The organism is Pseudomonas sp. M5A4_2d (assembly GCF_053345295.1).
Map to the genome: position 1 here is coordinate 98441 of NZ_JBKEZW010000014.1, position 21437 is coordinate 119877.

Sequence of the window (21437 nt, forward strand, 5' to 3'; positions counted from 1 at the left end):
CCTGATGTTCCTGACTATGGAGAGTCCAATGGCACGACAGGAAATCAACACGGGCATAGCGCCCACCGGCCTGGGCGGAGACACCCCGCGCAGTGCCAGTATCAAGATCAATATGATGACGCAGGAGATTTACGACAATCTCCCCACAGCTTCCGCGCCATTGCCAGTCGCAAAGGGCGGCACTGGTGCGAAAACGGTCGCAGAAGTGAGAACGACGCTTGGCGTAGTGCCGGTTACCTCTAATACCGATACAACCGTCGGGAAACTGCTTTCTACTGGCTATGGTGGAGTTGGCCGCCCACTCGTTGAGTTTTCAGGTACTCCCGACGCTGCAATCGCTCGAAACATGGGCGCAAGCTTTAGCTATTTATCCGCGCCGGATAAAGCTCCAGGAATGGTGGCAGATGGTGCGTTGGCGACGTTTGGAGCCAACCCTGACTATGCCGTTCAGTTGGCGATGGACTGGCGTACCGGCAATATGTACAGCCGTTACAAGGCCGGTGCAGAACCCTCTATATGGGGGCAGTTTGTCAGAGCGGGCGACTTTGGTGTGGGGGCGGATAGGGCGCAGGCTGTCCTGGATCTGAACGCAATCCCGCTGTCTGGACAGTTTCGCTTCGCACCCGGTGCCGCCAATGCCGGTGCAGCTGATGGATATGGAATTGTCACGCGAGGGGCCTATGAGATCTCCACAGGAACCTGGGCGGACCACATCATTACCATCAATACGCAGCGCTCATTCTTGCGGACCAGTATAAACGGCGCCGTGAACGCGATTCAGGAATACTTCACGACCGCTAATGCCGGGCTGGACCCGGCCGTTGGCGGATTGTTGTCTTCCATCATGGTAGGGGGCTGGCGCATTTCAAAGTTCAGAAATGGCGTGCTTCATATGTCTACCTGGCAAACCGTGAACGCTGGCCCTTTTGCAGCAAATCAGATCGCTACTCATCGTATTCAGTTGCCAGTCGCCGCATACGACTGGGGCCATGCAGGTGTATCAGTGAGCGTCACAGGGGTGACCAGCGCCGATCATTACGGTGCCATAAATTCGATCATGAATACTGCTGATACCGTTGATATCACGATCAGAAACGGCGCTATCGCGCAGTCATTCAACCTTCGCGTGTTTGTAACTGCGTACTGGGGGGCTCCATGAAAATCAAACTGTTCCCGTTTCTGAGTGACGATAAAATCGAAGCTACAGTCAGTAGCGAAACGATCACCCTCAATGGCGAGATAATCGATTTGTCCCTGATTCCTGACGGCCATGAACTATCCGCTTCGGCTATCGGAAATCCTTGGTTTTCAGCGTCCGACACTATCGCCAGAGTTGACGGAGAGTTGAGCTTTTGCCTCAAACTACCCGTGTCTGCAGATTCCCCGGCTGAGGTATTGCAGGCGCAAAATCCCATTCAATTGTTCGTAACCAGCGGTCGCGTCGAGTTCCCTGATACCAGCGCTTGCGTTCTGCCTGAGCAAGTGCAGCCGGCCACTTCCCGACCTACTTAACACTATTGTCCGAGGAGATTAGCAATGGACCTGAGCCAACTACATAAAATCAAAACACCTGAAGATATCAATAGGCAAGCGGCGCTTGCCGCTGCCCGCGCCTATCTCCAATCAACTGACTGGTATGTGCTTCGCCAAGTCGAGACGGGGCACGCAGTCCCTGATGCCATCAAGGAAGCCCGTAACGCCGCGCGAGCCACTTGCAGCGAGGTGAGCGCAAATCCCTGACCTGAGCTTGAACACCGATACCCGCCATCAGCGGGTTTTTTATTGCCCGGAGAAACCTATGCCACGTCTCCCTGAGTCCGCCGCTGGCGGTCGCAATGTGTCGGCGTTCCTCGACATGCTCGCCTGGTCCGAATTAGGGCCCGACTACCTGAAGATCTCCGACAATGGCTACAACGTCATTGTCACTGGTATCGACGGTAAGCTCGAACTGTTCACCGACTACGCCGACCACCCGTTCTCGGGCGGTCGCGCATCCAAGCTGGTCAACCGCAAAGGGCTCACCTCGACCGCCTCGGGCCGCTACCAGCAGATGCTGAGGGACTGGCCGCACTACCGCGCCCAGCTGAAACTGCCTGACTTTGGCCCCTTGAGTCAGGACTTGCTCGCCATCCAGCACATCCGCGAATGCCGTGCATTGGATGACGTCAAGGCCGGTCGCATTGTGCAGGCGGTGTCGAAGTGCCGGAACATCTGGGCGAGCCTCCCGGGCGCCGGTTACAACCAGCGTGAACACCGTATTGAGCAGTTGCTGGCGCAGTATGTCGCCGCCGGTGGCGTGTTGGCGCCATGACGGCCATGCACAAGCTAATCGGGCTCTCGTTGCTGGTCATCTTGCTGATGGCCGGCGGCGCGGTAGGCGCCTGGAAGGTGCAGGCGTGGCGTTATACCCAGCAGTTGGAGCACCAGGCGGCGTGGCAGGCTGAAGACATTAACCGGGTGACACAGATAACCTTGCACCAGCAGCAGGTTGACCAAAGCAAACGCCTGGCGCTGGAAACTCAATTGAGCAGCCAGGATCAACAACACACCCGAGCACTATCCGATGCCCAACGCGACCAAGCTGCTCTGCGCGACCGCCTGGCCACTGCTGATGTGCGGTTGTCAGTCCTTCTCGACGCCACCAACCCCGCCATCGGCTGCGCTGTGCCAGCCGCCACCACCCCCCGGCGGCGTGGTTAATGCAGCCCCGCGAACCGGACTTGCCCCGGCGCATGCTCAACGAATTATCGGCATCACCGACGACGGTGATAACGCCCTGATCGCCCTGCGTGCCTGTCAGGCTTATGTGCATGCCGTCGGGCGTTAGTTTCTTGATGCACTCTGTAACTTGCATGGCCGATGGGCTCCTGTAGGGTAGGCAAACCCCCGCCCATTCCTGGAGACGACCGTGAAGGAAATCACTCAACTGGCTGCTGAACTGGGTCGCCGTTTGCAGGTGCTCAATGCCCACGTCACCACGGCTGAGTCCTGCACCGGCGGCGGTATTGCGGAAGCGATCACGCGGATTCCGGGCAGTTCGGCCTGGTTCGAGGCCGGGTATGTCACGTACTCCAATCGACAGAAGACCCGGCAGCTGGGTGTGCCGGAAGCGTTGTTCCGCAAAGTCGGCGCCGTCAGCCAGGAAGTGGTGGAGGCGATGGTCAGGGGCGCGCAGGAAAAAAGCCTGTCGCGCTTTGCCGTGGCGGTCAGCGGTGTCGCGGGGCCGGATGGCGGTTCGCCGGACAAGCCAGTGGGCACCGTATGGCTGGCGTTTGGTGTTGGCGAGGACGTGAGCGCTGAGCTTGCGCACTTCCCCGGCAACCGTGACGAGGTTCGCCGACAAACGGTAAAGGCCGCCCTGGAGGGCTTGTTGCGACGAGCTGCAGCAGAAATCGAAAATCAGGGGTAGGCGATCCCGGATCTTTGTGGAACAATACTGTCTACTTATACAGGTGTTGGCCGTCAGGCCTTATTGATTACGTGAGGACTTTAATGGACGACAACAAGAAGAAAGCCTTGGCTGCGGCCCTGGGTCAGATCGAACGTCAATTCGGCAAGGGTGCCGTAATGCGTATGGGCGATCACGACCGTCAGGCGATCCCGGCTATTTCCACTGGCTCTCTGGGTCTGGACATCGCGCTCGGCATTGGCGGCCTGCCAAAAGGCCGTATCGTTGAAATCTACGGTCCTGAATCTTCCGGTAAAACCACCCTGACCCTGTCGGTGATTGCCCAGGCTCAAAAAATGGGCGCGACCTGCGCGTTCGTCGATGCCGAGCACGCCCTCGACCCTGAGTACGCCGGCAAGCTGGGCGTCAATGTTGACGACCTGCTGGTTTCCCAGCCGGACACCGGTGAACAAGCCCTGGAAATCACCGACATGCTGGTGCGCTCCAACGCCATCGACGTTATCGTGGTCGACTCCGTGGCTGCCCTGGTGCCGAAAGCTGAAATCGAAGGCGAAATGGGCGACATGCACGTGGGCCTGCAAGCCCGCCTGATGTCCCAGGCGCTGCGTAAAATCACCGGTAACATCAAGAACGCCAACTGCCTGGTGATCTTCATCAACCAGATCCGTATGAAGATCGGCGTGATGTTCGGCAGCCCGGAAACCACCACCGGTGGTAACGCGTTGAAGTTCTACGCTTCGGTCCGTCTGGATATCCGCCGTACTGGCGCGGTGAAGGAAGGCGACGAGGTAGTGGGTAGCGAAACCCGCGTTAAAGTGGTGAAGAACAAGGTGGCCCCGCCATTCCGTCAGGCTGAGTTCCAGATTCTCTACGGTAAGGGTATCTACCTGAACGGCGAGATGATCGACCTGGGTGTGCTGCACGGTTTCGTCGAGAAATCCGGTGCCTGGTATGCCTATAACGGCAGCAAGATCGGTCAGGGCAAGGCCAACTCGGCCAAGTTCCTGGCGGACAACCCGGATATCGCTGCCACGCTTGAGAAGCAGATTCGCGACAAGCTGCTGACCCCAGCACCCGACGTGAAAGCTGCTGCCAACCGCGAGCCGGTTGAAGAAGTAGAAGAAGCCGACACTGACATCTGAAGCAAACGATGACTGTTGTACTCGATACACTCGTCGCCGTTCGGCGCACTGCGATGGACCTGCTCGCTCGCCGCGAGCATGGTCGAGTCGAGCTGACGCGTAAACTGCGTCAGCGAGGCGCAGAGCCTGAGATGATCGAAAGCGCCCTCGACCGTTTGACGGAAGAGGGGCTGCTGTCGGAAGCCCGTTACCTTGAAAGCTTTGTCTCCTACCGCGCGCGTTCCGGCTACGGCCCCGCGCGAATTCGTGAAGAGTTGAGCCAACGTGGCCTGCAACGTGCCGATATCGACCTAGCCCTGCGTGAGTGCGGTATCAGTTGGCAGTCGCAGTTGGAAGATACCTGGCGCCGCAAGTTTTCAGGGCATCTACCGATTGATGCCAGGGAGCGTGCGAAGCAAGGGCGCTTCCTGAGCTATCGCGGGTTTTCGATGGAGATGATCAGCCGCTTACTGAGCGGCCGCGACATGGATGACTAAGTGCTGAGCTGCTGAACTTTAAAGTGTGGGAGCTGGCTTACCTGCGATGTGGGCATTTCGGTATGCCCGTAGGATCGCAGTGATGCCATCGCTGGCAAGCCAGCTCCCACATTGAATCTGCTCCATCTGTTAGATCCTGCTTAAAAAAAGGCCCACTATGAAAATAGTGGGCCTTTTTTTTTGCCTTGAAAATCACGCAGGCTCTGGCGTTACTCGCTGCTGCGTCTTCCCCTGAGCCTGTGCCCAGTTTTCCGGCAAGTTGATGTAATCCACCAACTCCCGCAATCGGCCCTGATCACGACCATTGAAGTTGAACACCAGCCGCGTCAAATGGCTGAACCTTGGTTCATCATGTTCCTCGCCTGTGTAAGCAAGCTGCTGGAACTCACCACTTAGCCGCAGGCTGGCAAACTCGCTCTGCAAGTGGGCGAGTGCACGGTCACTGAGTGGATGATTCATGCGCACCACAAACTCACGCTTCAACCAGCGCGTGGAATGGAAGTTGGCATAGAACTGGTTTATCTCTTCTACCGCTTCTTCAGCGCTGTGCACCAGGCGGACCAGCTTGAGGTCGGTGGGCAGGATATAGCGATTGGCTTCCAGCTGGCTGCGAATGAAGTCCAGTGCGCCTTGCCAGAAACCACCGCCTGGGGCATCCAGCAATACTACCGGCACCAGCGGGCTCTTGCCGGTCTGGATCAGGGTCAGCACTTCGAGTGCTTCATCCAGCGTGCCAAAACCGCCCGGGCACAGCACCAACGCGTCGGCTTCTTTGACGAAGAACAGCTTGCGGGTAAAGAAGAAGTGGAAAGACAGCAGGTTCTCGGTGCCATCAATGGTCGGGTTGGCGTGCTGTTCAAACGGCAGGTTGATGTTGAACCCCAGGCTGTGTTCCAGGCCCGCACCCTCGTGGGCAGCCGCCATGATGCCGCCACCGCCGCCCGTGATCACCATCAGGTCGGATTGCGCCAGCAGCGTGCCGACTTCCCTGGCCAAGGCGTACAGCGGGCTTTCGACCGGCGTGCGCGCCGAGCCAAACACCGTGACCTTGCGGCGGTCCTTGAACTGTTCCAGCACGCGGAAAGCGTTATCCAACTCGCGGATCGCCTGCAGCGTGATTTTTGCATTCCAACGGTTGCGGTCATCCTGGGCCATGCGCAGGACGGTGAGGATCATGTCGCGATAAAGGGGGATATTCGGGCTGTTGGGGGCGATCAACTGGAGTTGTGCGTCGATCTGCTGCGTGAGGTCCGCCCCGTTTTCGTCAAAATGACGGAGCAGGTGGTCATTCGATTCGTAAGGCATTCAACTTCTCCTTCTTCACAGAACCTGGGCCATCGGCGAGATATTCGTCCGCGGCCACGACACTGCATGTGTCGCTGCATGCCCAAGGCATTGCACGGTGTTCGCCAAGGGGCAAAGCGGGCTCTGTATGTTCCTTGTGATTTAGAAACCTTTGCACTGCAAGTCGCAGGTGGGCAACCCTCTTTTGCCCTGAAAATATTACAGAACGGCGTGGGAAACGCTGTGGAGGGGCTACCGGGATGACTTGATCATGAGCCGAAAAACCCTTGGCTGGCAACCGCTTATTGGTCACTCATCAAGCAGTTTAGTTGCCGGCTGGCAAGTGACGCGGGGGAGGTGCGCGCTGCTGGACAGCCGCGCGCGATCATCGAGTAACAGTTACTTTTTCTTCTTCGCAGCAGCGGGTGCCGGGCAATCCGCTTCCACAAACTTGACCGATGCCACAGGGCGGTTGGTCTTGTTCTCGGTGATTTCATAGCGCATCACTGCGCCCTTGGCCATCAACTCGCGGTAACCCTTGTTCAGGCACACGCTTTGGCCCAACTGGAAGTACACGGCCTTCGGGTTGGCGCGCATCTGTTCGGCACGATCAGGTTGCACACTGAGGTGATCGATCAGTTGCATGCCTTCAACGGTGTAGGCCACTTCCAGGGTCTTTTCATCGATTTCCCGGGGCAGGTCCTTGTTGCTTTCTGCCGCGACGCTTTGCAGCTTCCTGTTCATTTGGGCCTCCAGCAGCGAGGCCGCGTGGGCGCCCATGGGCAGAACCAGCGCAAGGGCGACGGATGGGGCAACAAGGCGCAGCATGGAACGCAGCATGAAACTCTCCTGATTCGGTTACTGGTGCATAGACCAGCCACTGCGCTGTGCGTTCAGTGGCGCGCAATTATAGGTGACCGCTTGCCACTACAGCCAGGCGTATCGCTGAGAAGTGTCAGTGGCTCTGGTAAACTGCCGCCAATTAAAGCCTGCCTCGAGTTCCCTCAGTGTCGATTTCCCCTGCTACGCGGCGCATCCGATGAGCCACGCCGTCTCCCGCTTGCGTACCCAGCGCCTGGCGCGTGCCGTCAGGCCGTTTCTCAACCGAGGCTCGCGCGCCGAGCGGTGCCCCGGTTGCCGGGTGATTCCCGAGTACTGCCTGTGCGCCTGGCGCCCGACGGTGCAGGCTCGGTCTGCGATGTGCCTGCTGATGCACGATGTCGAGCCGATGAAACCCAGTAACACTGGCTGGCTGATCGCCGATGTAATCGCCGACACCACTGCGTTTGCCTGGTCGCGCACGGAGGTTGATCCCGAATTGCTGACGCTGTTGGCCGACCCGCAGTGGCAGCCCTACATCGTGTTTCCGGGTGAATTCGTGGTGCCTGAGCGGGTTGTCAGCGAAGTGACGGTTGAGGAGGGCAAGCGCCCGCTGTTCATCCTCCTGGACGGTACCTGGAGCGAAGCGCGCAAGATGTTCCGCAAAAGCCCCTACCTGGAACACCTGCCCGTCCTGAGCCTGGCGCCCGAGCAGTTGTCCCGTTACAAACTGCGTCGTTCCAAGCGTGATGATCACTTCTGCACCGCCGAAGTGGCGGCGCTGTGCCTGGAACTGGCTGACGACCTGGCCGCCGCCGAAGTGCTCGACGCTTACCTCGACGTCTTCAGCACCCATTACCTGGCAGCCAAGTTCAACTTATCCCTGGACTCGACGGATAGCGTCCATACTCGTCTTGCACCCTATATCCCGGTGCTATAACCAGACGACGTTTGCATGATGGCACCGTAAATCCTCAACTGGCTAAAATGCCCACGGGCGTAGTGCTTGACCCTCCAGGCTCCGCTGGGCATGCTGGGCGCCGATTGGGGCGTGAGCGTGAATTTTCAGCGTCGTTTCAGGTGTTTTTGACGTTGAACGTGCCCTGTGGCGATGGCTGCCTGGCCGTCGCCTTGTGTACTGGCGAACCCTGAACCCATCAGGGCTCCCATAAAAAACAGGATCATTTAATCAATGGCCACATACGAAATCCTGATAGCCGATGACCATCCGCTGTTTCGCAGTGCGCTGCATCAGGCCGTTACCCTGGGCCTTGGTCCGGACGTGCGCCTGGTTGAGGTGGCCAGCATTGCCGAGCTGGAAGCCCGCCTCACCGAAAAGTCCGATTGGGACCTCGTGCTGCTCGACCTCAACATGCCAGGTGCCTACGGTTTCTCGGGGCTGGTGCTGTTGCGCGGGCAATACCCGCAAATTCCGGTGGTGATGGTCTCGGCCCAGGAAGACGCCGACGTGGTGGTGCGCTCCAAGGAGTTTGGCGCCAGCGGCTTTATTCCCAAGTCGAGTGCCATGGAGGATATCCAGAACGCCGTTCGCAAGGTGTTGGACGGCGATGTGTCCTGGCCACCGCAAGCGTTCGAAGAAATCAATGTGTCCGACGAAGCCAAGGCCGCGCGCGATGGCCTCGCGAGCCTGACGCCCCAGCAATTCCGGGTATTGACCATGGTCTGCGAAGGTTTGCTGAACAAGCAGATTGCTTATGAGCTCAGCGTGTCGGAAGCGACCATCAAGGCCCATGTCACGGCGATCTTCCGCAAATTGGGGGTGCGTACGCGAACCCAGGCGGCGCTGCTCTTGCAACAACTTGAGTCAATTTCGCAGCATTAAGCGGTTAGCGATTCACGCTTTTTTGACTTTGTGTCATCTAGTTTCCCCACTTCTTTGGTTCAGTTGCCTACATCTATGTCGCCTTTCAAGGGTCAAACCGGTATCAAACGTATCTTCAACGCAGGGAGCTATTCCCTGGATGGCCTGCGCGCGGCTTTCACCGGCGAGGCGGCATTCCGTCAGTTGGTGTTGCTGAATGTCATCCTGATCCCGTTGAGCTTTTTCCTGCACGTCAGCCGGGTCGAGCGCGCTTTGCTGATCGCGGTGTGCCTGCTGGCGTTGATCGTCGAGCTGCTCAACTCAGCCGTAGAAGCGGCGATCGACCGCATCTCGCTCGACCGTCACCCTTTGTCGAAAAACGCCAAGGACATGGGCAGCGCCGCGCAATTCGTGGCACTGACCATGATCACCCTGGTGTGGGCCGTGATTCTGATCTGAGGATCAGGCAATGCTCGGCAGCACGATCTCGTCGCTGCGCTGAACCCCGGCGGTGAAAGCGCGGCACAGTTCCAGAAACTCGCGCATCGCCGAGGTCTGGTACTTCTGTTTGTGCCAGATGAAGTAGAACTGCCGGGCCAGGTCCAGGTCCGGGGTTTCCACCGGCACCAAACTGCCACGGCGGAACGCATCGCGCAGTGCCAGCCGGGAAATGCAGCCAATCCCCAATCCCGATTCCACCGCACGCTTGATCGCCTCGGTGTGTTCCAGTTCCAGGCGGATATTCAGCGCGCTGCGGTGATGGCGCATGGCCTGATCAAACGTCAGGCGTGTGCCTGAACCTTGTTCGCGCAGGATCCACGCTTCATGGGTCAGCTCTTCCATGGTCGCCACGCCGCGTTTGGCCAAATGATGCTGGGGCGCACAAAACACCACCAGCTCATCTTCGACCCAGGTTTGCACCTCGATGTCCGGGTGGCTGCAGTCGCCTTCGATTAGACCCAGGTCAATTTCGTAGTGCGCGACCTGGTGCACGATATTCGCAGTGTTCTGCACATGCAGCTTCACCTGGCTCTCGGGGTGCTGCTGCATGAAGCTGCCGATCAGCAGGGTGGCCAAATAATTGCCGATGGTCAGGGTGGCGCCGACCGCCAGGGAGCCGAAGCCGGACTTGCCGTTGAGCAGGTCTTCGATCTCCTTGGCCTGGTCCAGCAGCGCCACGGCCTGGGGCAATAGCTGGTGGCCAAGGGCGTTGAGGCTCAGCCGTTTGCCCGCGCGGTCGAATAATTGGCAGCTGGATTGACGCTCCAGCTCGGTAATCGACGTGCTGGCGGCGGATTGAGATAAGGCCAGAAGGCCAGCAGCGCGTGAGACGCTTTCCTGCTGGGCGACGGCGACGAAGACTTGCAGTTGACGTAGAGTAAATCGCATATCTATATAACCGATAACCCTTATCTTAATAATCCAGTTAACAGATATTGTCGCCGCCATTAGAATGCTGTGCAATTGCGCATCCAAACATTGGCGCAGACCCATTTCCAGGAGTTCCCCGTACATGAGCAACATGAACCACGAGCGTGTCCTCAGTGTTCATCACTGGAACGACACTCTGTTCAGCTTCAAGTGCACCCGCGATCCGGGCCTGCGCTTCGAGAACGGTCAGTTCGTGATGATCGGCCTGCAACAGCCCAACGGCCGCCCGCTCATGCGCGCTTACTCCATTGCCAGTCCGAACTGGGAAGAGCATCTGGAGTTCTTCAGCATCAAAGTGCCGGATGGCCCGCTGACTTCACAATTGCAGCACTTGAAGGAAGGCGACGAGATCATCATCAGCAAAAAACCGACAGGCACCCTGGTGCTTGACGATTTGAAGCCGGGCAAACACCTGTATCTACTCAGCACCGGTACTGGCCTCGCTCCATTCATGAGCGTGATCCAGGACCCGGAGACCTACGAGCGTTTCGAAAAAGTGATCCTGTGCCACGGCGTACGTTACGTCAACGAAGTCGCCTACCGCGAATTCATCACCGAACACCTGCCGCAGAACGAGTTCTTCGGCGAGGCGCTGCGTGACAAGTTGATCTACTACCCGACGGTGACCCGCGAGCCGTTCGAAAACGAAGGCCGCCTGACCGACCTGATGCGCAGCGGCAAGCTGTTCCGCGACATCGGCCTGCCGCCGATCAACCCCATGGACGACCGTGCCATGCTGTGCGGCAGCCCAAGCATGTTGGACGAGACCAGCGAAGTGCTGAACAGCTTCGGCCTGAAGGTTTCGCCGCGTATGCGTGAGCCGGGTGACTACTTGATCGAACGCGCGTTCGTCGAGAAGTAAATCAGTCAGGCCATGTGCTGACTCAGCAACGCAGTCGATCTAAATGTGGGAGCGGGCTTGCTCGCGAAAGCGGTGTATCAGTCAACCTGGTTGGTGACTGACACTCCGCATTCGCGAGCAAGCCCGCTCCCACATTTGGTTTCTGGTTTATTCAGCCGGAACTACTTCCAGCACACAGATCACGCCCGCCTCCGGATAGTGCCAGCGCACATCCACATCCCAGAACTGTGCCCCGTATTCACGCTCAGGCCCCGGCGTCTGATACGCCGGCCGTGGGTCCTGTGCCAGACATTGCTCGATCAACGCCACCAACGGCTCGTCAAGGCGCTGAGCATGGCCTTGTGCCTGGAGCAGGGCGGTCTTCAGCCACTGCACCGGAATCAGCTGCGGCGCGCTGCTCGCGATGCTGTTGGTGGCGCTGTCGATAATGTCGGCATACGGTACATACGGCTTGATATCCAGCACTGGCGTGCCATCAAGCAAATCAATCCCGGAAATCCACAACCGCCCCGGTTCGACCTTGTCCAGCTTGACCACTGACTGGCCAATGCCGTTGGGACGATGGGTCGCGCGGGTGGCAAATACACCCATGGACGTGTTGCCGCCCAGGCGCGGCGGGCGCACTTTGAGGCGAGGCTTGTCTTCCAGAGCCTGGTGGAACAGAAACAGCAACCAGACATGGCTGACCTGTTCCAGGCCCTGCACCGCCTCACCCTGGTCGAACGGTGCCACCAGCTCCAGCACGCCACGGGCGGCCGGCGCCAGTTGCGGCTGGCGCGGGATGGCGAACTTCTCCTTGAAACAGGAGCGCACGAAGCCGACGGGCGAGACCTGGTAACTCATGGCTTACGCACGAACCCGCAGGGTCAGGCCCTTGAGGAAGTTGCGCAGCAACTGGTCGCCGCAGGTGCGGTAGTTGGTGTGGCCGAACTTGCGGAACAGCGCGCTGAGCTCAGGCTTGGACACCGGGAATTCGGCGGCCTTGAGGATGGCGTGCATGTCGTCTTCTTTCAGTTCGAAGGCGACGCGCAGCTTCTTCAGGATGATGTTGTTGGTCACCGGGGTTTCAATCGGCTGCGGCGGACGCGTTTCGTCCTTGCCGCGCTTGAAAATCACCAGGCCATCCAGGAAGTGAGCCATGACGTCGTCCGGGCAGAATACAAAACCTTCTTCCTCATCTTTCTTGAGGTAGGTCAGCAGGTCTTCCTTGGTCACGTCCATGCCGCCGAGTTTGATGATCTCGACCATCTTGTTGTCGCTGATGTCGAGCATGTAGCGCACGCTGCGCAGTACGTCGTTGTGAATCATGGTGGGCAATCCTGGTATTCAACTGAGGGCACCGCCCAGTCAGGCGGTGTCAAGAAAGGGGTGCGGCTTAGAACTTCTCTTTGCCGGACAGGTAACGCCATTGGCCTACTGGCACTTTGCCAATGGACACGCCGCCAATGCGAATACGGCGGATGGCGATGACTTTCACGCCAACGGCTTCGCAGAACAGAGCGATGACGCCCGGTTGCGGGTTTTTCATCGCAAAGCGCAGGCGGTTTTCGTTCTGCCAGCTGGCTTTTACGGCCGGCAGCTCTTTGCCTTTGTAGGTCAGGCCGTGGTTCAGGCGATTGAGGCCATGAGCAACCATGTCGCCTTCGACTTCCACGACGTATTCCTGCTCGATCTTGGCGGCATCGGCGGTCAACTTGCGCAGAATTTTCCAGTCCTGGGTGAACACCAACAGGCCGCTGGCCTTGGCTTGCAGGTCGGCACTGGCGGTCAGGCGCAGAAAGTGGCCTTTGAGCGGGCGTTTGCTGAAGCGGTGTTCTTCGGACAGGGTCTCGGCGCTGATCGAGGCCATCGCCGTTTCGGCATCCATACCTACCTGCGCGTGCAACAGAATGGTCACCGGCTCCGGCACAGTGGCCTTGGCCTCTGGATCGAGCTCGACCTTCTGGGTGGTGATCTTGAACTGTGGCTCGTCAATCACTTCGCCGTCCACCGAGACCCAGCCGCCTTCGATAAACAGCTCAGCCTCCCGACGGGAGCAACCGACCAGTTCAATAAGGCGTTTGGAAAGGCGTATGGGGTCAGTCATGACAAGGGCCGTAGCAAAAGGGGGCGGCTATTGTACCTGTGTGGGCGCGGTTAATCCCGGCCCCATTTCAGCGCATTGGCTTTTTGTGGGCGCTGGCTTGCCTGCGATGGCATCACCTCGGTCAACCCGAGCTACCGCGTCGCCCGCATCGCAGGCAAGCCAGCTCCCACAGATGTGCGCAAACGCATGTGCAGCAACGGGTACGGTTGGCCCAGGCCATCATGCTCCGCGCGTCCGATTACCTCGAACCCCTGCTTGAAGTAAAAGCCCAGGGCTTGTGGGTTCTGTTCGTTGACGTCCAGTGCATCGGCGTTCATGTGCTCGATCGCATAGCGCAGCAGTTGCCGGCCGAGGCCCTGGCCGCGGTGCTGTGGGTCGATAAACAGCATCTCGACTTTACCCGCGGCCACCCCGGCAAACCCGGTAATACGCTGGCGCGCGTCTTTGGTGCAGATCAGCATGACGGCGTCCAGGTAACGTGTCAGCACCAGTTCCTTAAGCAGCACGATGTAGCTGTCCGGCAAGAAGTCGTGGGTCGCGCGCACGGACGCTTCCCAGATCTGCGCCAATTGCGCGAAGTCGCTGATTTTAGGTGTGTGGATAACCGAATGCTGACGCATGCCCGCTGCCCCTTGCCGATGATCGGCGTCGATGGGCAAACGATAGACCTAAAAAAGCCCCGCATCTTGTTCAGAAGCGGGGCTTTTTCAATTTTTTACAGCCTTAATCGCGCTTTTCAGCCCACAGGTCGTATTCGTCGGCGTCCGTCACCGTGCACCAGACCTTGTCGCCCGGCTTCAGGCCGCTGGCATCGTCGATAAACACGTTACCGTCGATTTCCGGTGCATCGAAGAAGCAACGGCCAACGGCGCCTTGCTCGTCGACTTCATCAATCAGCACTTCGATTTCCTTGCCGATACGCAGTTGCAGGCGTGCCGAGCTGATGGCCTGTTGATGGGCCATGAAACGCTCCCAACGGTCTTGCTTGACGTCGTCTGGAACGATGGCAGCGTCCAGCAGGTTGGCCGGAGCGCCTTCCACCGGCGAGTACTGGAAGCAACCAACGCGGTCCAGTTGGGCCTCGGTCAGCCAGTCCAGCAGGTACTGGAAGTCTTCTTCGGTCTCGCCAGGGAAGCCGACGATGAACGTGGAGCGGATGATCAGCTCAGGGCAGATCTCGCGCCAGTTCTTGATACGCGCCAGGGTCTTGTCTTCGAAGGCCGGGCGTTTCATGGCTTTGAGGATTTTCGGGCTGGCGTGCTGGAACGGGATGTCCAGGTACGGCAGGATCTTGCCGGCGGCCATCAGCGGGATCAGCTCGTCCACATGCGGGTACGGGTAAACGTAGTGCAGGCGTACCCACACGCCCAGGCTGCTCAAGGCTTCGCAGAGTTCGGTCATGCGGGTTTTCACCGGCGCGCCGTTCCAGAAACCGGTGCGGTATTTCACGTCGACGCCGTAGGCGCTGGTGTCCTGAGAGATCACCAACAGCTCTTTCACGCCGGATTTGACCAGGCGCTGGGCCTCGTCGAGCACGTCACCGACCGGGCGGCTGACCAGCTTGCCGCGCATCGACGGGATGATGCAGAAGCTGCAGCTGTGGTTGCAGCCTTCGGAAATCTTCAGGTACGCATAGTGGCGCGGCGTCAGCTTGATGCCTTGCGGCGGCACCAGGTCGATCAGCGGGTTGTGGTCCTGGCGAGGCGGCACCACCTGGTGCACGGCGTTGACCACTTGCTCGTACTGCTGCGGGCCGGTCACGGCCAGCACGCTTGGGTGCACCTTGCGGATATTGCCTTCTTCCACGCCCATGCAGCCGGTCACGATGACCTTGCCGTTTTCCTTGATCGCTTCGCCGATCACTTCCAGCGACTCAGCCTTCGCCGAGTCGATGAAACCGCAGGTGTTGACCACCACCACGTCGGCGTCCTGATAAGTGGACACGACGTCATAGCCTTCCATACGCAGTTGCGTGAGGATGCGCTCGGAGTCAACGAGAGCCTTCGGGCAACCCAGGGATACAAAGCCGACCTTTGGGTTGGCTTTTGCGATGGTGGTGGACATGTCTAACCTCGGTATTGAATGACGCCGCCGCCCAGAAGGGCAGGGCAGCGGACGGGCGCTTAGCGCGCCTCTGATCAAAAAGTGCGCAATTCTAGCGACGGGCAACGCACTTGACCAGCTTTATGCAGGGAAATGCGACGAGTGCTGCGCTATGCTTCGCGCCGTTGCACGCGGGTAAAACCTCGGGGTCAATAAAACGTCTGTTACGAGAAGTAAAACAGCGCATGCTACGGTCAGCTTAGGCGCGTTGTTTATATAAGACCTCAGGTCAAAGGGCAGGAGTGGTTGATGGGTCAGGCAAATAGTCAGGCAGCAGGTGCCGAGCATTCCAATGCAAAGCCGATTGGCATGTTGGTGGCGGCAGTCGGGGTGGTTTACGGCGATATCGGTACCAGCCCGCTCTATACCCTTAAAGAAGTGTTTACAGGTGGTTACGGGGTTCAGGTCAATCACGACGGGGTCTTCGGCATTCTAGCGCTGATTTTCTGGTCGCTGGTGTGGGTCGTGTCGATCAAGTACGTGCTGTTTATCCTGCGCGCGGACAACCAGGGCGAGGGTGGCATCATGGCCCTGACGGCGCTGGCGCGGCGGGCGGCGTCGCCGTACCCCAAGTTGCGTTCGGTGCTGGTGATCCTCGGCCTGATCGGTGCGGCGCTGTTTTATGGCGACAGCATGATTACCCCGGCGATCTCGGTATTGTCGGCGGTCGAGGGCCTGGAACTGGCCTTTGATGGGATTGAACGTTGGGTGGTGCCGCTGTCGCTGGTGGTACTGGTGGGGCTGTTCCTGATCCAGAAACACGGCACTGACCGTATCGGCAAGCTGTTCGGGCCGGTGATGGTGGTGTGGTTCCTGGTGTTGGGCGGCCTCGGTGTGCACGGCATCCTGCAACATCCCGAGGTGCTCAACGCGCTGAACCCCGTGTGGGGCGTGCGTTTCTTTGTGTCCCATCCGGGCATGGGCGTGGCGATTCTTGGCGCCGTTGTGCTGGCCTTGACCGGTGCCGAAGCGCTGTATGCCGACATGGGCCACTTCGGCCGCAAGCCGATCGCTCGTGCCTGGTTCGCCCTGGTGCTGCCGGCGCTGGTGCTCAACTACTTCGGCCAGGGCGCGTTGCTGCTGGAAAACCCCGAAGCGGCGCGCAACCCGTTCTACTTGCTCGCGCCGGAATGGGCGCTGGTGCCGTTGGTCGCGCTGTCGACCCTGGCCACCGTGATTGCATCCCAGGCGGTGATTTCCGGCGCGTTCTCCCTGACGCGTCAGGCGATCCAGTTGGGTTACATCCCGCGCATGCACATCCAGCACACCTCCAGCGCCGAGCAAGGTCAGATCTACATCGGTGCGGTGAACTGGTCGCTGATGGTCGGCGTGATCCTGCTGGTGCTCGGCTTCGAATCCTCCAATGCCCTGGCCTCCGCCTACGGCGTGGCAGTGACCGGCACCATGTTGATTACCAGCATCCTGGTGTCGGCAGTGATGCTTCTGCTCTGGAAGTGGCCACCGGTGCTGGCGATTCCGGTGTTGATCGGCTTCCTGTTGGTGGACGGCCTGTTCTTCGCCGCCAACGTGCCGAAGATCGTCCAGGGCGGTGCCTTCCCGGTGCTGGCGGGGATTGTGCTGTTTATCCTGATGACCACCTGGAAGCGCGGCAAGGAACTGCTGATGGATCGCCTCGACGAAGGCGGCCTGCCGTTGCCGATCTTTATCAGCAGTATCCGCGTGCAGCCGCCCCATCGCGTGCAGGGCACGGCGGTGTTCCTCACCGCGCGGACCGACGCCGTGCCTCACGCGCTGTTGCACAACCTGCTGCATAACCAGGTGTTGCATGAGCAGGTGGTGATGCTGACGGTGGTCTACGAAGATATTCCGCGCGTACCTACCTCACGGCGGTTCGAGGTGGATGCCTACGGGGAAGGGTTCTTCCGCGTAATCCTGCACTTCGGTTTTACCGACGAGCCGGACGTGCCCGAAGCGCTGAAGCTGTGCCATCTGGACGATCTGGATTTCAGCCCGATGCGCACCACGTACTTCCTCAGTCGCGAAACGGTGATTGCCTCGCGCATCAAGGGCATGGCCCGATGGCGTGAAAGTTTGTTCGCGTTCATGTTGAAGAACGCCAACGGCAACCTGCGCTTCTTCAAGCTCCCGGTAAACCGGGTGATCGAGCTGGGCACCCAGGTCGAAATGTAAGCCACTGCAACACGGGAGCCGGCAATCGGCTCCCGTTTTCCTTCTGAACCCTGTGCAAGCTACCGTTGTCGACTAGGCTCTAAGCACTGTTTGAAGAGTGCCCACAGAACCCAGAAGAGGTGCGTCATGAGTCAGCTGCTCGAACCCTACACCCTCCGCCAATTGACCCTGCTCAACCGGATTGCCGTCTCGCCGATGTGTCAGTATTCATCCGACGATGGCCTGGCCAATGACTGGCACCTGGTGCACCTGGGCAGTCGCGCCGTCGGCGGCGCCGGGCTGATTTTCACCGAAGCCACCGCCGTGACCGCCGATGGCCGCATCACCGCACAGGACCTGGGCTTGTGGAACGACGCACAGATCGAACCGTTGCAACGCATCACGCGCTTTATTGCCGCCCAAGGCGCGGTCGCGGGCATTCAATTGGCCCATGCGGGGCGCAAGGCCAGCACTCACCGGCCATGGATCGGCAAGCATGGCAGCGTCAAGCCGGAAGACGGCGGTTGGGTGCCGGTAGGCCCGTCGCCGATTGCCTTTGACCCGAATCACACCCAGCCCAAAGCGTTGGACGAAGGGCAGATCCAGAGCGTGATTGGCGACTTTGTGGCCGCCGCCAAGCGTGCGTTGACCGCCGGTTTTGAAGTGGTGGAAATCCATGCCGCGCACGGTTATCTACTGCACCAATTCCTGTCGCCGATCAGCAACCAGCGTCAGGACCAATACGGTGGTTCGTTTGAAAATCGCATCCGCCTGGTGCTGGAAGTGACCAAGGCTGTGCGCGAGGTCTGGCCTCAAGAGCTGCCGCTGTTTGTACGCGTATCGGCCACTGATTGGGTTGAAGACGGCTGGAACCCTGATGAAACCGTGGAGCTGGCGCGCCGCCTCAAAGACCTCGGCGTGGACCTGATCGACGTATCCTCCGGTGGCACTGCCGCCAATGCCGAAATTCCGGTAGGCCCCGGTTACCAGACGCGCTTTGCCGAGCGTGTGCGTAAAGAGTCGGGTATCGCGACCGGCACGGTCGGCATGATCACCGAACCAGCCCAGGCCGAGCATATCCTGCGCACCTGCCAGGCCGACATTATCTTCCTGGCCCGTGAGTTGTTGCGTGATCCGTATTGGCCGCTGCATGCCGACGACGACCTGGGCGGGCGCAAGGCGATTTGGCCAGCGCAATACCAACGGGCGACCCATCGCGATCAGCCGATTCATGAGTCTGATTTGAGGGACTGATCCTGCGCCTGTTTCATACAAACCCACCCTGAACCGGTGGGTTTTTTTGTGCTCGCAGGTCACGCAAGCCCGATCCTTGGTCGCTGGAAATCAGCGGCAATCATGCGGCGGGATCGTACGTTAGCCCAGAGCGATATCCCGTTGTAGGCAACCGTCGCCCGCACGGAGCGGACCCCGGCCTGTATGCGCAAGAGCCCCACGACCTCCACCTGAACCGACCTCTGTGTGAGAAAGGGTTGTAGGTCTTTGTTACGGAAGAATTTTTTAAGTGAATGCTCTAAAAAAATCCCACACGTGACGAGATTGTTTCTACGCTTAGGGTAAGTCTGATTTCTGGCCCAGGGAGTCAGCCGGCTTGTCCCCGAAGGTATCGCGCCTCAAGGGAGTTGGGAGATGGGCACCCGAAGTATTTGACTGAAATCAGGAGTAACGGTCCATGACCAAATCCTATGGCGTAGCGAGTGCGGTGGCGTCTTTTTTGAGTCGCCGGATAGCCTTGCGGGGTCGAAGGTTGAGTTCGGATGAGAGGGAGCTGCTGGCGCAATATCGGGCGTTGACCGAAAGCGATCAAATGGCGATGCGGTATTTGATCGGTGCAATGAAGAGCGTGTCGCGGTTCTGAACCGCAGGAGGGAAGCGTTCCCACGCGTGCGTGGGAACGCGTTGTATCAGGTGTACTTGCGCTTGTCTGGCGCAGGCGGGAAGTACTGATACAGCCAGGTTTCACTCAACGTGCGGTCCTGCGTGCGGATAAACAGGCGTAACTCCACTGGCTCCACGCTGTCGCTGGTCGGGTACCAGTCGAACAGAATGCGATAGCCCTTGATGTTGTCGAGCACCAGCACGCTGCAATCTTTCACTTCGCCGTGGGAACAGGTCACCACCGGCTCAATCCCGGTGCCGGCGGGCAGTCGGTCCAGGCCGCCACCTTTGAAGTCCACAGCAAACCGGCGTGCCCATACTTCGGGGTAGTGCTCGCCGGGTGCCCAGCCCTCGGTAAAGCCGCCCATGCCTGAGCGGGTGGCGTCAACTTGCGCCAGCGGGGTGCTTACCGGTGGCAGTGCGCTCCAGTACAGCTTGTAGCCATAGTTGAGCGAGTCGCCGGCGGCCACGGGTTTTTTCGGGGTCCAGAAGGCCACGATGTTATCCAGGGTTTCGCCGGTGGTGGGGATTTCCAGCAGGTCGATCGAGCCTTCGCCCCAGGCGGTGGTCGGTTCTACCCACAGGCTTGGGCGCTTGCTGTACCAGTCCACGGTGTCCTGGTAGCTGGCGAACTCATGGTCGGTCTGCACCAGGCCGAAGCCTTTCGGGTCGGTGTCGGCGAACGCGTTGAATTGCAGCTTGGCCGGGTTGTTCAGGGGGCGGCAGATCCACTCGCCGTTGCCGCGCCACATCGCCAGGCGATCCGAGTCGTGGATTTGCGGGTGGAGGGTGTCGCACATACGGCGCTCGTGGGTGCCGCAGCTGAACATGCTGGTCATCGGCGCGATGCCCAGCTGTTCAATGGTGGTGCGCGCATTGATATTTGCGTCGATGGCCATCACCACCTGGTTGGCCTGGCAGTCGATGTCGAAGCGGTAGGCGCCGGTGGCGCTCGGCGAGTCGAGCAGGGCGTAGACCACAAAACGCGTGGCGTCCTTGGCCGGGGTTTCGAACCAGAATTGCGTGAAGTCGGGGAATTCTTCGCGTTTTTTCGCGTAGGTATCAATTGCCAGGCCGCGTGCCGAAAGGCCGTACTGGCCGGTGGAATCCACCGCGCGGAAGTAGCTGGCGCCGAGGAAAGACAACACGTCATGGCGATCCAGTTCCGGCGCCTTGAACAGCTTGAAACCGGAGAAACCCAGGTCGCCAGTCAGCTGCTGGGTGTCGACCGTGGTCTTTTCATAGTTGAACAGCGACGGGCGGAAATGCACCTCGCGCGCTTCGCGGGTCTTGGGGTCGACGCTGTGCATGCGCACCGGCGTCTTGAAGCCCATGCCGACGTGGAAGAATTGCACGTCGAGCTGGCCGTTCAGTTCCTTCCACAGCGAGTGGTTGCCGTCATAGCCGATCGCATTGAAATTCTGCGGGGTCATGGTCGCCAGCGTCGGCGGCAGCACCTGTTTGGTGTCTTTATACGCGGTGCCGGCGAGCTGCTTGGCCTGGGCTTTAAGCGTTTCAAAATCAAACGCCACGGCCTTGCCATCGGCGGCACGGTTCCCGGCCCAGGCCTGCGCGGCCAGCAGGCCAGAGGCCGACAAACCGGTATAAGCCGCAATGGCCATGGATGCTTTGAGCAAATTCCTGCGGTGCATAGAGACAACCTGTCGTGAGCAAATCCCGCGCCGTTCCTGGCACGTGCTGGATCAGAAATAACGGTTCGGACATGCCTTCGGCCAAACGCAACGGACTATAAACAGACGCCGGATAGCTTAAGCGGTTCGATGGATAAGGAAAATTGCTTGATGGCGAGGTAATGGCGTTGCGTGTGAAACAAGTTGTTTCTACGTGTGCGTGCGGAGTTGAGGGTCTGCCAGCCAGGCTGGCGGCGTTACATCTGGAAGCACTCTAGATCGCGGCTTTTTGGCACTTAGTTTTACGCTGGGGGCCTATTGGTCCTACGAACCCAAGTGTCTGGAG

The 21437-nt window shown here is 59.3% G+C and carries 23 protein-coding genes and 1 pseudogene; 15 read left to right on the plus strand and 9 right to left on the minus strand.

Features of this window, described 5'->3' with window-relative positions; genetic code table 11:
* The first annotated feature begins 28 nt into the window (after positions 1–28).
* The 8 genes and pseudogenes from ACLBW8_RS26350 (at position 29) to recX (ending at position 5027) form a co-directional block, all read left to right on the plus strand.
* Positions 29–1159 (plus strand): hypothetical protein, encoded by a 1131-nt coding sequence (locus tag ACLBW8_RS26350; RefSeq protein ID WP_447806703.1) that lies wholly within the window; start codon positions 29–31, stop codon positions 1157–1159.
* Complete coding sequence (locus tag ACLBW8_RS26355) at positions 1156–1512, plus strand: hypothetical protein (protein ID WP_447806704.1); 357 nt, start codon at positions 1156–1158, stop codon at positions 1510–1512. Before ACLBW8_RS26350 ends, ACLBW8_RS26355 begins: the two co-directional genes overlap by 4 nt.
* Positions 1513–1536: 24 nt before the next feature.
* A complete protein-coding gene (locus tag ACLBW8_RS26360; RefSeq protein WP_447806705.1) occupies positions 1537–1740 on the plus strand; it encodes a hypothetical protein in 204 nt (67 codons plus the stop codon).
* A 58-nt stretch (positions 1741–1798) separates the two neighbouring features.
* Positions 1799–2311, plus strand: a complete 513-nt coding sequence (locus tag ACLBW8_RS26365) for a glycoside hydrolase family 24 protein (protein ID WP_447806706.1) — start codon at positions 1799–1801, stop codon at positions 2309–2311.
* Positions 2308–2827 (plus strand): annotated as a pseudogene (locus ACLBW8_RS26370) (lysis system i-spanin subunit Rz). The gene ACLBW8_RS26365 and the pseudogene ACLBW8_RS26370 overlap by 4 nt, the downstream one beginning before the upstream one ends.
* Positions 2828–2908: 81 nt before the next feature.
* Positions 2909–3409 carry a CinA family protein gene (locus ACLBW8_RS26375; RefSeq protein WP_221294064.1) on the plus strand — a complete coding sequence of 167 codons (501 nt, stop codon included), beginning with the start codon at positions 2909–2911 and terminating at the stop codon, positions 3407–3409.
* A gap of 83 nt (positions 3410–3492) precedes the next feature.
* Positions 3493–4551 carry a recombinase RecA gene (gene recA / locus ACLBW8_RS26380; RefSeq protein ID WP_048720087.1) on the plus strand — a complete coding sequence of 353 codons (1059 nt, stop codon included), beginning with the start codon at positions 3493–3495 and terminating at the stop codon, positions 4549–4551.
* Between the two features lie 8 nt (positions 4552–4559).
* Complete coding sequence (gene recX, locus ACLBW8_RS26385) at positions 4560–5027, plus strand: recombination regulator RecX (protein WP_053254676.1); 468 nt, start codon at positions 4560–4562, stop codon at positions 5025–5027.
* 192 nt (positions 5028–5219) lie between these two features.
* Here recX and ACLBW8_RS26390 read toward each other — a convergent pair whose 3' ends face one another.
* On the minus strand, positions 5220–6332 hold the full coding sequence (locus ACLBW8_RS26390) for an LOG family protein (RefSeq protein ID WP_447806707.1): 1113 nt from the start codon (positions 6330–6332) through the stop codon (positions 5220–5222).
* 378 nt (positions 6333–6710) lie between these two features.
* Positions 6711–7151 carry a PA3611 family quorum-sensing-regulated virulence factor gene (locus ACLBW8_RS26395; RefSeq protein WP_053254678.1) on the minus strand — a complete coding sequence of 147 codons (441 nt, stop codon included), beginning with the start codon at positions 7149–7151 and terminating at the stop codon, positions 6711–6713.
* A 199-nt stretch (positions 7152–7350) separates the two neighbouring features.
* On the opposite strand from ACLBW8_RS26395, the gene ACLBW8_RS26400 reads away from it, so the two are divergent.
* From ACLBW8_RS26400 to ACLBW8_RS26410, 3 genes are all read left to right on the plus strand, one after another.
* Positions 7351–8070 carry a tRNA-uridine aminocarboxypropyltransferase gene (locus ACLBW8_RS26400; protein ID WP_128586958.1) on the plus strand — a complete coding sequence of 240 codons (720 nt, stop codon included), beginning with the start codon at positions 7351–7353 and terminating at the stop codon, positions 8068–8070.
* 252 nt (positions 8071–8322) lie between these two features.
* On the plus strand, positions 8323–8973 hold the full coding sequence (erdR, locus tag ACLBW8_RS26405; RefSeq protein ID WP_053137423.1) for a response regulator transcription factor ErdR: 651 nt from the start codon (positions 8323–8325) through the stop codon (positions 8971–8973).
* 75 nt (positions 8974–9048) lie between these two features.
* Entirely contained in the window at positions 9049–9411 is a 363-nt protein-coding gene (locus ACLBW8_RS26410) for a diacylglycerol kinase (RefSeq protein ID WP_053254680.1), read from the plus strand.
* 3 nt (positions 9412–9414) lie between these two features.
* Here the strand turns inward: ACLBW8_RS26410 and ACLBW8_RS26415 are convergent, their stop codons facing one another.
* Positions 9415–10341, minus strand: coding sequence for a LysR family transcriptional regulator (locus tag ACLBW8_RS26415; protein ID WP_042944277.1), 927 nt, complete (start codon positions 10339–10341; stop codon positions 9415–9417).
* A 124-nt stretch (positions 10342–10465) separates the two neighbouring features.
* Here ACLBW8_RS26415 and fpr point away from each other — a divergent pair, with 124 nt between their 5' ends.
* Positions 10466–11245, plus strand: a complete 780-nt coding sequence (fpr, locus tag ACLBW8_RS26420; RefSeq protein ID WP_447806708.1) for a ferredoxin-NADP reductase — start codon at positions 10466–10468, stop codon at positions 11243–11245.
* A gap of 147 nt (positions 11246–11392) precedes the next feature.
* On the opposite strand, the gene tsaA is transcribed toward fpr, so the two are convergent.
* The 5 genes from tsaA to rimO all read right to left on the minus strand — a co-directional run bounded on the left by tsaA (position 11393) and on the right by rimO (position 15395).
* Positions 11393–12088 (minus strand): tRNA (N6-threonylcarbamoyladenosine(37)-N6)-methyltransferase TrmO, encoded by a 696-nt coding sequence (tsaA, locus tag ACLBW8_RS26425; protein WP_447806709.1) that lies wholly within the window; start codon positions 12086–12088, stop codon positions 11393–11395.
* Positions 12089–12091: 3 nt separating this feature from the next.
* A complete protein-coding gene (locus ACLBW8_RS26430; protein WP_053254682.1) occupies positions 12092–12553 on the minus strand; it encodes a YehS family protein in 462 nt (153 codons plus the stop codon).
* Positions 12554–12620: 67 nt separating this feature from the next.
* Positions 12621–13331: an rRNA pseudouridine synthase gene (locus ACLBW8_RS26435; RefSeq protein ID WP_447806710.1), complete on the minus strand. Its 711-nt coding sequence runs from the start codon at positions 13329–13331 to the stop codon at positions 12621–12623.
* Positions 13332–13462: 131 nt separating this feature from the next.
* Entirely contained in the window at positions 13463–13951 is a 489-nt protein-coding gene (locus ACLBW8_RS26440; RefSeq protein WP_128586953.1) for a GNAT family N-acetyltransferase, read from the minus strand.
* Positions 13952–14054: 103 nt separating this feature from the next.
* Positions 14055–15395 (minus strand): 30S ribosomal protein S12 methylthiotransferase RimO, encoded by a 1341-nt coding sequence (gene rimO / locus ACLBW8_RS26445; RefSeq protein WP_064451015.1) that lies wholly within the window; start codon positions 15393–15395, stop codon positions 14055–14057.
* A 288-nt stretch (positions 15396–15683) separates the two neighbouring features.
* Between rimO and ACLBW8_RS26450 the strand changes: the two genes are divergently transcribed.
* From ACLBW8_RS26450 to ACLBW8_RS26460, 3 genes are all read left to right on the plus strand, one after another.
* Complete coding sequence (locus ACLBW8_RS26450; protein WP_064451021.1) at positions 15684–17585, plus strand: potassium transporter Kup; 1902 nt, start codon at positions 15684–15686, stop codon at positions 17583–17585.
* A 126-nt stretch (positions 17586–17711) separates the two neighbouring features.
* Entirely contained in the window at positions 17712–18818 is a 1107-nt protein-coding gene (locus ACLBW8_RS26455) for an NADH:flavin oxidoreductase/NADH oxidase (protein WP_064451022.1), read from the plus strand.
* A gap of 436 nt (positions 18819–19254) precedes the next feature.
* Positions 19255–19440 carry a hypothetical protein gene (locus ACLBW8_RS26460; protein ID WP_064451023.1) on the plus strand — a complete coding sequence of 62 codons (186 nt, stop codon included), beginning with the start codon at positions 19255–19257 and terminating at the stop codon, positions 19438–19440.
* Positions 19441–19486: 46 nt separating this feature from the next.
* On the opposite strand, the gene ACLBW8_RS26465 is transcribed toward ACLBW8_RS26460, so the two are convergent.
* Positions 19487–21112: a glucan biosynthesis protein D gene (locus tag ACLBW8_RS26465; RefSeq protein ID WP_447806711.1), complete on the minus strand. Its 1626-nt coding sequence runs from the start codon at positions 21110–21112 to the stop codon at positions 19487–19489.
* Positions 21113–21437: the final 325 nt, after the last annotated feature.

Excerpts from the sequence above, each read along its gene's own strand:
- ACLBW8_RS26350 (WP_447806703.1), top strand. The coding sequence starts at position 29 with ATGGCACGACAGGAAATCAACACGGGCATAGCGCCCACCGGCCTGGGC.
- ACLBW8_RS26355 (WP_447806704.1), top strand. The coding sequence starts at position 1,156 with ATGAAAATCAAACTGTTCCCGTTTCTGAGTGACGATAAAATCGAAGCT.
- ACLBW8_RS26360 (WP_447806705.1), top strand. The coding sequence starts at position 1,537 with ATGGACCTGAGCCAACTACATAAAATCAAAACACCTGAAGATATCAAT.
- ACLBW8_RS26365 (WP_447806706.1), top strand. The coding sequence starts at position 1,799 with ATGCCACGTCTCCCTGAGTCCGCCGCTGGCGGTCGCAATGTGTCGGCG.
- recA (WP_048720087.1), top strand. The coding sequence starts at position 3,493 with ATGGACGACAACAAGAAGAAAGCCTTGGCTGCGGCCCTGGGTCAGATC.
- recX (WP_053254676.1), top strand. The coding sequence starts at position 4,560 with ATGACTGTTGTACTCGATACACTCGTCGCCGTTCGGCGCACTGCGATG.
- ACLBW8_RS26390 (WP_447806707.1), bottom strand. The coding sequence starts at position 6,332 with ATGCCTTACGAATCGAATGACCACCTGCTCCGTCATTTTGACGAAAAC.
- ACLBW8_RS26395 (WP_053254678.1), bottom strand. The coding sequence starts at position 7,151 with ATGCTGCGTTCCATGCTGCGCCTTGTTGCCCCATCCGTCGCCCTTGCG.
- ACLBW8_RS26400 (WP_128586958.1), top strand. The coding sequence starts at position 7,351 with ATGAGCCACGCCGTCTCCCGCTTGCGTACCCAGCGCCTGGCGCGTGCC.
- erdR (WP_053137423.1), top strand. The coding sequence starts at position 8,323 with ATGGCCACATACGAAATCCTGATAGCCGATGACCATCCGCTGTTTCGC.
- ACLBW8_RS26410 (WP_053254680.1), top strand. The coding sequence starts at position 9,049 with ATGTCGCCTTTCAAGGGTCAAACCGGTATCAAACGTATCTTCAACGCA.
- ACLBW8_RS26415 (WP_042944277.1), bottom strand. The coding sequence starts at position 10,341 with ATGCGATTTACTCTACGTCAACTGCAAGTCTTCGTCGCCGTCGCCCAG.
- fpr (WP_447806708.1), top strand. The coding sequence starts at position 10,466 with ATGAGCAACATGAACCACGAGCGTGTCCTCAGTGTTCATCACTGGAAC.
- tsaA (WP_447806709.1), bottom strand. The coding sequence starts at position 12,088 with ATGAGTTACCAGGTCTCGCCCGTCGGCTTCGTGCGCTCCTGTTTCAAG.
- ACLBW8_RS26430 (WP_053254682.1), bottom strand. The coding sequence starts at position 12,553 with ATGATTCACAACGACGTACTGCGCAGCGTGCGCTACATGCTCGACATC.
- ACLBW8_RS26435 (WP_447806710.1), bottom strand. The coding sequence starts at position 13,331 with ATGACTGACCCCATACGCCTTTCCAAACGCCTTATTGAACTGGTCGGT.
- ACLBW8_RS26440 (WP_128586953.1), bottom strand. The coding sequence starts at position 13,951 with ATGCGTCAGCATTCGGTTATCCACACACCTAAAATCAGCGACTTCGCG.
- rimO (WP_064451015.1), bottom strand. The coding sequence starts at position 15,395 with ATGTCCACCACCATCGCAAAAGCCAACCCAAAGGTCGGCTTTGTATCC.
- ACLBW8_RS26450 (WP_064451021.1), top strand. The coding sequence starts at position 15,684 with ATGGGTCAGGCAAATAGTCAGGCAGCAGGTGCCGAGCATTCCAATGCA.
- ACLBW8_RS26455 (WP_064451022.1), top strand. The coding sequence starts at position 17,712 with ATGAGTCAGCTGCTCGAACCCTACACCCTCCGCCAATTGACCCTGCTC.
- ACLBW8_RS26460 (WP_064451023.1), top strand. The coding sequence starts at position 19,255 with ATGACCAAATCCTATGGCGTAGCGAGTGCGGTGGCGTCTTTTTTGAGT.
- ACLBW8_RS26465 (WP_447806711.1), bottom strand. The coding sequence starts at position 21,112 with ATGCACCGCAGGAATTTGCTCAAAGCATCCATGGCCATTGCGGCTTAT.